The organism is Duganella sp. GW821-FHT07G03, assembly GCF_059418605.1.
Map to the genome: position 1 here is coordinate 324,965 of NZ_JBWKQE010000003.1, position 10,325 is coordinate 335,289.

General features: G+C 65.5%; 10 protein-coding genes. 7 read left to right on the plus strand and 3 right to left on the minus strand.

The annotated features are described in order from the left end of the window. The first annotated feature begins 62 nt into the window (after positions 1-62). Positions 63-2,180 carry a TonB-dependent receptor plug domain-containing protein gene (locus AC07OK_RS07065; RefSeq protein ID WP_494689667.1) on the plus strand — a complete coding sequence of 706 codons (2,118 nt, stop codon included), beginning with the start codon at positions 63-65 and terminating at the stop codon, positions 2,178-2,180. A gap of 12 nt (positions 2,181-2,192) precedes the next feature. Here AC07OK_RS07065 and AC07OK_RS07070 read toward each other — a convergent pair whose 3' ends face one another. Together AC07OK_RS07070 and AC07OK_RS07075 are read right to left on the minus strand one after the other, a co-directional pair. After that, positions 2,193-3,056, minus strand: coding sequence for a type 1 glutamine amidotransferase domain-containing protein (locus tag AC07OK_RS07070; protein ID WP_494689634.1), 864 nt, complete (start codon positions 3,054-3,056; stop codon positions 2,193-2,195). A 74-nt stretch (positions 3,057-3,130) separates the two neighbouring features. Then, complete coding sequence (locus AC07OK_RS07075) at positions 3,131-4,774, minus strand: methyl-accepting chemotaxis protein (RefSeq protein WP_494689635.1); 1,644 nt, start codon at positions 4,772-4,774, stop codon at positions 3,131-3,133. 187 nt (positions 4,775-4,961) lie between these two features. On the opposite strand from AC07OK_RS07075, the gene AC07OK_RS07080 reads away from it, so the two are divergent. The 6 genes from AC07OK_RS07080 to AC07OK_RS07105 all read left to right on the plus strand — a co-directional run bounded on the left by AC07OK_RS07080 (position 4,962) and on the right by AC07OK_RS07105 (position 9,228). Further along, positions 4,962-5,219, plus strand: coding sequence for a hypothetical protein (locus AC07OK_RS07080; RefSeq protein WP_494689636.1), 258 nt, complete (start codon positions 4,962-4,964; stop codon positions 5,217-5,219). 113 nt (positions 5,220-5,332) lie between these two features. Further along, positions 5,333-6,547 carry a SpoIIE family protein phosphatase gene (locus tag AC07OK_RS07085; protein ID WP_494689637.1) on the plus strand — a complete coding sequence of 405 codons (1,215 nt, stop codon included), beginning with the start codon at positions 5,333-5,335 and terminating at the stop codon, positions 6,545-6,547. An 11-nt stretch (positions 6,548-6,558) separates the two neighbouring features. Further along, complete coding sequence (locus AC07OK_RS07090; RefSeq protein WP_494689638.1) at positions 6,559-7,116, plus strand: SiaB family protein kinase; 558 nt, start codon at positions 6,559-6,561, stop codon at positions 7,114-7,116. 18 nt (positions 7,117-7,134) lie between these two features. Then, positions 7,135-7,521: a DUF1987 domain-containing protein gene (locus AC07OK_RS07095; protein WP_116989108.1), complete on the plus strand. Its 387-nt coding sequence runs from the start codon at positions 7,135-7,137 to the stop codon at positions 7,519-7,521. Continuing rightward, on the plus strand, positions 7,521-8,306 hold the full coding sequence (locus AC07OK_RS07100) for a GGDEF domain-containing protein (protein ID WP_494689639.1): 786 nt from the start codon (positions 7,521-7,523) through the stop codon (positions 8,304-8,306). Before AC07OK_RS07095 ends, AC07OK_RS07100 begins: the two co-directional genes overlap by 1 nt. 91 nt (positions 8,307-8,397) lie before the next feature. Beyond that, positions 8,398-9,228 carry a hypothetical protein gene (locus AC07OK_RS07105; protein ID WP_494689640.1) on the plus strand — a complete coding sequence of 277 codons (831 nt, stop codon included), beginning with the start codon at positions 8,398-8,400 and terminating at the stop codon, positions 9,226-9,228. Positions 9,229-9,251: 23 nt separating this feature from the next. On the opposite strand, the gene AC07OK_RS07110 is transcribed toward AC07OK_RS07105, so the two are convergent. Beyond that, the gene (locus tag AC07OK_RS07110; RefSeq protein WP_494689641.1) at positions 9,252-10,220 is read right to left on the minus strand and encodes a 2-hydroxyacid dehydrogenase; all 969 of its coding nucleotides are present in this window, start codon (positions 10,218-10,220) and stop codon (positions 9,252-9,254) included. Positions 10,221-10,325: the final 105 nt, after the last annotated feature.

The window sequence follows — 10,325 nt, forward strand, 5'->3', positions numbered from 1 at the left end:
CCCCGGCTCAACAACGGGCAAGCTAGAATCAAAAAAACGTAACAGGAGATAGCATTTTGAAAGTGTTGAGCGCCCACCGGCTGTATCTGACCGCGGCACTCACCCTACCGTTGGTTGCAGTGCACGGCATGGCCCAGGCCAGTTTCGATCCCGTGACCGAAGAAGACGAACTGGCGCTGGTCTATGGTTCCAGCGACAGCGTCAGCATCGCCACCGGCAATCTGCAAACGCTGCGGCGCGCGCCGGCGGTGGCCACGGTGATCACGGCGGCCGACATCGCCGCCATGGGCGCCACCGACCTCGACCAGGTACTCGAAAGCGTGCCCGGCGTGCACGTCAACCGCACGCCCAACAGCAACTCGCCGCTGTATGTGGTGCGCGGCATCGTCAGCGCCTACACGCCGCAAATCCTGATGCTGCAAAACGGCGTGCCCATCACCACCGCCTACATCGGCAACAAGGGCAACATCTGGGGCGGCTATCCGCTCGAACACATCGCCCGCATCGAGATCATCCGCGGCCCCGGTTCGGCGCTGTATGGTTCCGACGCTTTCTCCGGCGTCATCAACATCATCACCAAGGGGCCCGGCGAAGTGCCGGGCACCGAGCTGGGCGCCCGCACCGGCTCGTATAAAACCCGCGACGCCTGGCTGCAGCACGGCGGCATGCTCGGCCCGGTGGAAGTGGCGGCCTATCTACGCGCCGGCCAGACCGACGGCAACGACCGCACCCTCGAAGCCGACGCCCAGAGCCGCAACGACACGTTGTTCAAGACCCACGCCAGCCTGGCGCCCGGCCCGCTCAACAACCAGGACAAGGCGATCGACGGCAATCTGGACCTGGTCTACGGCCAGTGGCGCGCGCGCTTCGGCTACAAGAAACGCTACGACATGGGCACCGGCGCCGGCATCGCCTCGGCGCTGGACCCGGCGGGCCGCCAGCAAAGCGAACGCATCACCAGCAACCTGGCCTGGGCCGAGCCGCAGGTGACGCGCGACTGGGGCCTGGGCGCCAGCCTCAGCACCCAGCAATATGCGCAGGAAGTGAACACCTGGTATCACCTGCTGCCGGCTGGTGCGACGTTCCCGACCGGCACCTTCGTCAACGGCATGATCGGCGTGCCGGAAACCTGGGAGCGCACCTACCGCCTGTCCGGCTACGCCGATTACAGCGGCTTCAACGATCACCACCTGCGCCTCGGCGTCGGCCACGACGACATCGACCTGTACCGCACCCATGAATGGCGCAACTTCAACTACGCGGCCAACGGCACGCCGATCCCGCTGCCGGCGGTGATCGACACCACCAACACCACGCCCTTCCTGCGCCCGCAACGGCGCAAGATCGACTACCTGTACTTCCAGGACGAATGGAATGTCGCCAAGGACTGGAACCTGACGGCCGGCGTGCGCCACGACCATTACTCGGACTTCGGCGGCACCACCAATCCGCGCCTGGCGCTGGTGTGGGACGCCAGCTTCGACCTGACCGCCAAGCTGCTGCACGGCCGCGCCTTCCGCGCCCCGGCCTTCCTGGAAAGCTACGGCATCACCAATCCGGTCGCCTTGGGCAACCCGAACCTGAAGCCCGAACGCAACGCCACCACCGAGATGGCCTTCAACTGGCAGGCCCGCAGCGACGCCACCGTCAGCCTGACCTTCTATCGCTACGATATGAAGAACATCATCCGCACCGTGCCCAATTCGGTGCCGGGCACCGGCGCCACCTACGCCAACACCGGCGACCAGACCGGCCACGGCATCGAGCTGGAATCGAACTGGACCGTGACGCGCGACCTGCGCCTGGCGGGCAACTACGCGTGGCAGCGTTCCATCGACCAGACCACCCACACCGACGCCGGCTATGCGCCGCGCCATCACGCCTTCGGCCGCGGCGACTGGAGCTTCGCCAGCGGCTACCAGGCCGGCGCCCAGCTGAACTGGGTGGCCGGCCGGATGCGCGCCTTTGGCGACGCCCGCCCTGCGATCTCCGACTACACCACCGTGGACCTGACGTTGGCGACCCGCGCCGGCCGCAAGCAGTGGAATTTCGCGCTGGCGCTGCGCAACGCCTTCAACACCGACGTGCGCGAACCAAGCCCGGCACCCGGCCTGAGCCTGCCGCACGACCTGCCGATGGCGCCGCGCACGATCTCGCTGCAAGCGTCGTACAAGATGTAAGCCCCGCCGCCGCTACGCCAGCATGTCGGCGTAGCGGCGCGCGAAGGTGTGCACGTCGCCCGGCCAGCGCGCCGACAGATAATTCCCATCTTGCACCACCCAGGCCGCGCGGTCGTCGCCCGCACGGTCGCGCACCAGGCCACCCGTCTTGCGCAGGTAGTCCGGCGTGCCGGGCGGGACGTCGACGAAATCGGCATCCGACGCCAGCGCGCGCTTGACCTCCTGCTCCACGCTCCAATAGCCGGCCGGTTCGCCTTTGCTTTCGCCGTAGGTGCGGTAGTAGCCGGGGTCCCAGAAGCGGGCCAGGAAGCGCGTCAAGTCCCAGGCGCTGCGTTCCAGCTTCCAGGTCAAGGCCGTGGTCTTGCGGCCGTACAGCACCGAGCGCTGGGTGCGCGGCGAGATCGAACGGGCCGCCAGCAGCACGCCGTGGCAGACCGCAGCGACCGGCTTGCCGCTGTCGAAGAATTCCGCCACGAACGCTTGCAGGACCCGGTCTTCCAGATAGGGCCGCATGCCCTTCGCGTGTCCGCCGGGCAGCAGCAGCGCATCGTACTGTGCCGCATTCAGATCCTGGAAGCGCCTGGGTTGCAGGAACGCCGGGTCCAACTCCAGCGCGGCGTAGGCCTGGCGGCCATGGTGATCGGCGCGCAGCATCAGGCCGAACAGCCGCAGCTTGCGCAGGCCGGGCAGCCAGCCCCACGGGTCCAGGCCCTCGCCGCTGAGCATCATCGGATCGGCATGGCCGCGCGTGCCGTCCACGGTGGCGAACTCGATATGATGGCCGGCGTCGCGCAGGATGCGCCAGCTCAGCGCGACCTCGGTCGGATCGAAGTCGTGCAGTGGAATCGGAATCAGGATGCGGCGGGAATGGGTCATGGCATGAACGCGTGGTTGGCACGCGTCCATTCTACAGGCCATCGACGGCCAATTCGCCAGGTGATGGCGACTTCTTACGCGGCCCTGCGCAGCGCTCCGTTAGCCGGCGCCGGCAAGGCGGCACGCGGCACGGCGGTAGGGAATGCCCGCACGCTGCCCTTGCTCCAGCCATCGGCATCGATCTTGAACGAGCCCACCAGCTGCGCCAGTTCGCGCGCCTGGTCCTGCATCGCGTCGGCTGCGGCGGCCGCTTCTTCCACCAGCGCGGCGTTCTGCTGCGTGACATCGTCCATGTCGCCGATGGCGGCGGTGACTTGCTCGATGCCGTGCTCCTGCTCGGCACTGGCGGCGCTGATGGCCGACATGATGCCGGTCACCTTCTCCACGCTCAGCACGATCTCTTCCATCGTGGCGCCGGCCGCCTGCGCCAGTTCGCTGCCGCTGGCGATGCGCTCGGCGGACTCGTTGATCAGCAGCTTGATCTCCTTGGCCGCGCTGGCCGAACGCTGGGCCAGGTTGCGCACCTCGGAGGCCACCACGGCGAAACCGCGTCCCTGTTCACCGGCGCGCGCCGCTTCCACCGCCGCATTCAGCGCCAGGATATTGGTCTGGAAGGCGATGCTGTCGATCACGCTGGTGATGTCGACGATCTTGTGGGCGTAAGCGTTGATGCTGGCCATGGTCTGCACCACCTCGGACACCACCTTGCCACCCTTGCCCGCCACCGCCGACGCCGATTCCGCCAGGCGGTTGGCCTGGCGCGCGTTGCCGCTGTTCTGCTTGACCGCCGAGGTCAGCTCGACCATCGCCGACGCCGTCTCCTGCAGCGCGCCGGCCTGGTGCTCGGTGCGGCGCGACAAATCCATATTGCCCTTGGCGATCTCGCGCGAGGCGGCATCGATGGCCACCGCGCCGTCGCGCACGCGGCCGACGGTATCGGCCAGGCGGCCGGTCATGTGGCTCAGTGCATCGAACAGCTGGCCGATCTCGTCGCTGCGGCCGTGCTGGATGGCCACATGCAGTTCGCCGGCGGCCACCTGCTCGGCCAGCGTCACCGCCTGCGTCAGCGGCCGCACGATGCTGCGGGTCAGCGCCAGCGCCAGCCCCGCGCCCAGCACCAGCGACGCCAGGCCCAGTCCGGCCAGCATCGCGCGGCTGCCCTGGAACTGGCTGGCCGACTCCTCGGCCAGCGCCTTCGCCTGCTGCGTCTGATAAGCCAGCAGCTTGCCCAACGCGCCGGTGTAGGCCTGGAACACTGTGGCCATCTTGTTGTCCAGCAGATCGCCCACTTCCTGGGTGCGGCCACTATCCTTCAGCTTGAACAGTTCGGCCCGCAGCGCCAGGTAGGCCGCCTTCTTGCCCGCCACGCCGCGCAGCAGTTCCGCTTCCGCGCCCTGCGCCGGCATCGCCGTGAGCTGGGTTTCCAGCGCCGCAGCCTGCTTTTCGCCAGCGGTCAGCTGCGCCTGGAAGATGTCGCCCACCTCCAGGCTGTCGCTGCGGGCGATGGAGGTGGCGCGCAAGCCATTCAATTCGGTCATGCCCAGCAGCTCGGAGGTCAGCTGTTGCCTGGCCAATTTCTGGTTGACCAGGTTGGAGGTGGTGTCATTCGCGGTCTGCAAGCGCCACAACGCCACGCCGGACATGCAGGCCATCAGGAACAACAGGGCGGCGAACGAGGCCATCACACGGACGGCGGTATTGAGTTGGGGGATTTTCATGACGTTTCAGCAAGATAGGTGCGGTTCGCACAAGATGATTGTGAATATACGCGGCGAATATGACCGCACTATTACCGCATGGAAACTTATTCACATATGTTTATGCGGGAACAATATATATTTTTCAAGAGCAATATTTCGGCGAATCCGTATATACTGCTTTGACCACTTGCCTCCTCTGGAAATCGTGAGCAAACACCCCGCCGCCGAAGCCGAACTGCTGCAATCCGAACAAGACGCCCTGCTCGCGCTGAGCAAGTTGTTGCGCATCTGGTACAGCGAGGCCGGCCTGCACGGCATGCTGCGCTCGCTCGACGCGACGCTGGCGCAGTGCCACGCCATCCGCGACGAGTTCGCCACCGAAAGCGAGGACCAGCGCCTCGATGCCGAACGCGGCGCCATCAGCCAGCACCTCAACTTCATGCTCTCGCTATGCGCAGACTGATAACATACTTTTCTTTTGGTTAAGATGTAATCGGCCTGTAACAATTTCCCATTAGCATTAACGGCACTGTCCTCAACCAAAGGTTACTGGCCGTGGAGTTCAATGCCTCTCGTTTGCACCTGCCCCGTTTTCGCCTGTCCGTCGCCGCCGACCTGTGCGTAGAGACGGTCTCGGTGCTGTCCGACACCAGCAATTTCGGCGTGCTGGAACTGTTCACCGAACGCCGCGACCTGATGAGTTTGCCGGTGCTGGAAAGCGAGCGCCCGATCGGCCTCATCAGCCGCAACATCTTCATGTCGCAGATGTCCAAGCCCTTCTACCATGAGCTGTACGGTAAGAAGAGCTGCATCGCCTTCATGGACAAGGAGCCGCTGATCGTCGACGCCGCCATGAGCATCGAAGCGCTGACCTTCCGCGCCGTCGAATCGGGCGAGAAGGCGCTGGCCGACGGCTTCATCGTCACCCGCGACGGCGCCCTGGCCGGCGTCGGCTTCGGCCTGCAGCTGATGAACGTGGTGGCCAATATGCAGGCCGAGAAAAACCGCCAGATCATGCACAGCATCGACTACGCCAGCGTGATCCAGCGCTCGCTGCTGCGCCCTTCCGAGCTGGCGCTGGCCGACACGCTGCGCGACGCCCACCTGGAATGGCAGCCGCGCGACGTGGTCGGCGGCGACTTCTATCACTTCGCCCGCTACCCGGACGGCTGGTTCGCCGCCATCGCCGACTGCACCGGCCATGGTGTGCCGGGCGCCTTCATGACCTTGATCTCGTCGTCGACTTTGGCGCAGGCCCTGCAGCAACTGGGTCCACGCGATCCGGCCGCTTTGATCGCCGAGGTCAATCGCGGCGTCAAGAGCATGCTGGGCCAGGTGGACCAACGCCACAGCCAGCACGGAGCGCCGGCCTCCAACGACGGCATGGACGCCGCCTTCCTGTGGTTCGACAACGCCAGCCGCCAGCTGCATTTCGCCGGCGCCAAGCTGCCGCTGTTCCAGCTCGACCCGGACCAACAGGCGGTGCAGACGGTGGACGGCGAACGCATGGGCGTGGGCTACGTCGACACCCCGCTGGACTACGCCTGGACCAACAAGATCATCACCATCCCCGAGCGCAGCCTGCTGTTCCTGACTACGGACGGCCTGATCGACCAGATCGGCGGCCCCAAGGACATCGCCTACGGCAAGCGCCGCATGCGCGACGTGATGCTGGCCCAGCGCGGCGCCGGCGCGCGCGACGTCAGCGACGCCATGCTGGCCGACTACCGGGCCTGGCAAGGCGAACAGCCGCGCCGCGACGACCTGACCTTTTTCTGTTTCCGCCCATAGGAGCACCGATTTTGCTGTACGAAGAATTCAACGATTTCTGGGACGTGGCCCGCAAGCGCCACATCATCTTTTTCTACGTGGGCTATTTCTCGCAGCACGTGGTGGCCGCCATTTCCGAGACCATCAAGGCGCGCCTGGACACGGCCGGTGCGGCGGGGCCGACGCGCCGCCGCATCTTCTCGTCCTTCGTCGAAATGTCGCAGAACATCATGCACTACTCGTCGGACACGCTGACGCCGCACGAGCAAAGCGACAACCAGATGCGGCGCGGCTCCTTCTGCATCGGCATGAAGGACGACAGCTTCTTCCTGCTGTGCGCCAATCCGGTCGACAGCGCCAACGTCGAGCGCATCCGCAACCGCCTGGAGCCGCTGCACACGATGACGATGGAAGAGATCAAGTCCGCCTACAAGAAGGCGCTGCGCGACGAGACGCCGGCCGACAGCAAGGGCGCCGGCCTGGGTTTCCTGACCATGGCGCGCGACGCCAGCGAGCCGCTGGAGTTCGAGTTCGTGCAGGAAGCGCAGCACCCGGACACCACGGTGTTCTGCATCAAAGCGATCATTTAAATAAGTACTGGAACAGATATGGAACCCCTCTTCATCAGCGCCTCGCCCACCTCGCCGGAAATCGACTTCCGCTTCGACCAGGACACCCTGTCGATCAAGGGCGAGTCCTATCCTGAAAACGCGGCAGCCTTCTACGGCCCGCTGATCGCGCGCGTGCAGGCCTACCTGGACGGCTGCGTCGACGCCAGCATCACCGTCAACGTCTCGCTGGCCTACTTCAACAGCTCCAGCACCAAGATGCTGTTCTCCTTCTTCGATGCGCTGAACAAGGCCGCCATCGCCGGCAACCAGGTGCGCCTGAACTGGTACCACGACGAGGACGACGACACCATCCTCGAATTCGGCCAGGAACTGCAGGACGATTTCGGCGCGCTCGATTTCCAAGACCACCCTGTGAGCAACTGATGATGACCATCCCTGGCCGCGAAGAAGCCGACCTGTTTGCGCTGGAAAGCGCGGCGCTGGCCAACGCCAGGGCGGCCCACGCCGATCCACGTTCCGACGCCCGCGCGGCCTTGGCTGAAATGATCGTCCACTACGAGCGCCTGATGCGCGAGAGCCGGCGCCTGATCCGCCGCAGCGACCGCGCGGAGCTGGACATGAACCAGATGAACCGCCAGCTGCACGAACTGGCGCAGCAGCTGGAATACCGCGCCACCCACGATCCGCTGACCGGCGCGCTCAATCGCGCCGCCGTCATCGAGCAGGCTTCCGGCTGCCTGGAACGCGGCGACATGGCCTTGATCGTGCTCGATATCGACCACTTCAAATGGGTCAACGACGATTTCGGCCACCCGGCCGGCGACGCCGTGATCCAGACCGTGGTGCGCTGCCTTCAGGAGCTGCTTGGGCCGTCGGTGGCGATAGGCCGCGTCGGCGGCGAGGAATTCTCGGTGGTGTGGCCGACCAGCGCCATCGAGGTAGCCATGCGGGTGGCCGCCAGCATCTGCGACGCCATCGCCGACCAGGTGTTCGCCGCGCCCATCGACCGCCAGGTCACGGCCAGCGTGGGCGTGAGCTGGAACCGCGCCGGCACCAGCTTCGAAACCGCCTACAGCCATGCCGACGAAGCGCTGTACGCCGCCAAACGCGCCGGCCGCAACTGCGTCAAGCTGCACACGCAGCTGCCGCCGCCACAACCGACCGCCACGCCGCCAGCGCCCGAAGACGTATCAGCTCCTTGCCATTGACCTTGCAAAAACAATTGAACTTTTGAGCACGTTTCACGTTCTAAGAGTGGAAACACTCAGTTCAATTCACGTCACGGCAGGAGAAACGCAAATGGCCAACACCATCAACTTGAACGTCGCTGACAGCAGCCAGGTTCAGCTTCCCCAAAAGGTTTCGGTCCTGACGGCCGAACCCAATGTCTGGTTGTTCATCTATTCTGGTATCGCGGTGCAAAGGCAACGCGCCGAGGGGAGCTCCGGCTTCCTGGGCATCGGCAAGAGCACGTCGGAGACCGATGCCGTCGTTCACGTGACGATCGATCGGATCTCCGGCGTTCTGTTGCAGGCGGCGACGAGCGCGAGCATGGCCAACATCGTTGAGGAGGACACCTGGGGACAGTGGATCATCTCGTCGACCGGCCTGTCCATTCGCGACAACGGTGATCTCGTCCTCACCGTGAACACCTCCGTGACAGGCGAAGGTGATGCCGAGTTCTGGTCCTTCTACTACAACGTGAGCGCCAAGGTGGTCCTGGATGAAGCTAGCATCAGCGGCAACATCCGCTGGCCCAAGAACCTGGCCACGCCACTCGGCTCGACGCACTTTTCAATCAACGCCGATACCAAGGTGACGATCGCCAACCCCGGCCAATTCCCATTCGACAAAGTCACCGTCGAAGCGGTCGGCCTCGAAGGCGCCGTCAATTCAGCCGACTCCGACTTCCATATAGTCCCGTACACGATTAAAGGCGCGCTGCTAGGCAAGACCTTGTCCGTTGTCGTGTCGCCGATAGCCGCCGCGTTCACCCCGGGTCCGGCGTTCGGGTTCGGCGAACTCGTGGCGGGCCAGATAAATGGCCCCGACCCGATCCAACTCACCCCGGCGAATCGCCATATCACCGGGGTTGATTTCGAGATGAGATTCGTGCCCGCGCCGAAATAACAAGGACAGATGTCGGCGATCCGTCATGGCACGGGCGTCAGCAACGGCCGGCCGCCGAAGTGGGCCAACAGGTTGTCGAGCACCAGTTGGCCCATCGCGTGGCGGGTCTCCACGGTCAGGCTGCCCACGTGCGGCGTCAGCACCACGTTGTCCAACTCGCGCAGCGCCGCCGGCACATGCGGCTCGTTGTCGTACACGTCCAGCGCCGCCATGCCCAGCGTGCCGTCGCGCAGCGCCGCGACCAGCGCCTCCTGGTCCACCAGTGAACCGCGCGCGATGTTGACCAGCGTGCCCTCCGGGCCCAGCGCCGCCAGCACCGCCGCATCGACCGCATGCCGCGTGGCCGCGCCGCCGGGCGCGCACACCACCAGATAGTCGCTGGCCCGCGCCAGCTCCAGCAGCGTGGCGCAGCGTTTGACCGCCACGCCGTCCACCGGGCGCGGTTGGAAGTAGCGGGTGCGCATCCCGAACGCCGCCGCCCGCGCCGCCACCGCCTGGCCGATACGGCCAAAGCCGAACACCCCGCACACCTTGCCCCGCAACGCCCGCGTCGGCGCCAGCGACATGCCGTGCTCCCAGGCGCCGCTGCGCACATGGCGGTCCAGCGCCGGCAGCCGGCGCGCCGCCGACAGCAGCAGCGTCAATGCCAGATCCGCCACGTCCTCGGTCAGCACGCCCGGAGTATTGGTGACAAAAATGCCACGCGCGCGGGTCGCATCCAGCGCCACCGCGTCGACCCCGATGCCGTTGACGGCGACGATTTCCAGCCGCGGCAACTGCTCCAGCAACGCCGGCCCGATGCCGATCGCTCCCGTCGTCAGCACGCCGCGTATGCGCCCCGCCACACCCGCCAGCCACTCCGGCTGGGCCTCGCAAGGCTGGCGCCACAGGTGATGGCAGCGAAACGCGTGCTCCAGCTGCGCCATCACGGCCGCCGACGGACTCGCCGCCAGCACCAGTATTTCAGGTTTGATATTGGTTTCATGGTCCATGTGGTGATTGTACCGATTGTGCAAACGGCGGCGCAGCTTTCCCGTGGCTTTGCGTAGACTTTCTGTCGGCATTTCCGTATGCTGGAAGCTACCTTCCAGGAGCGC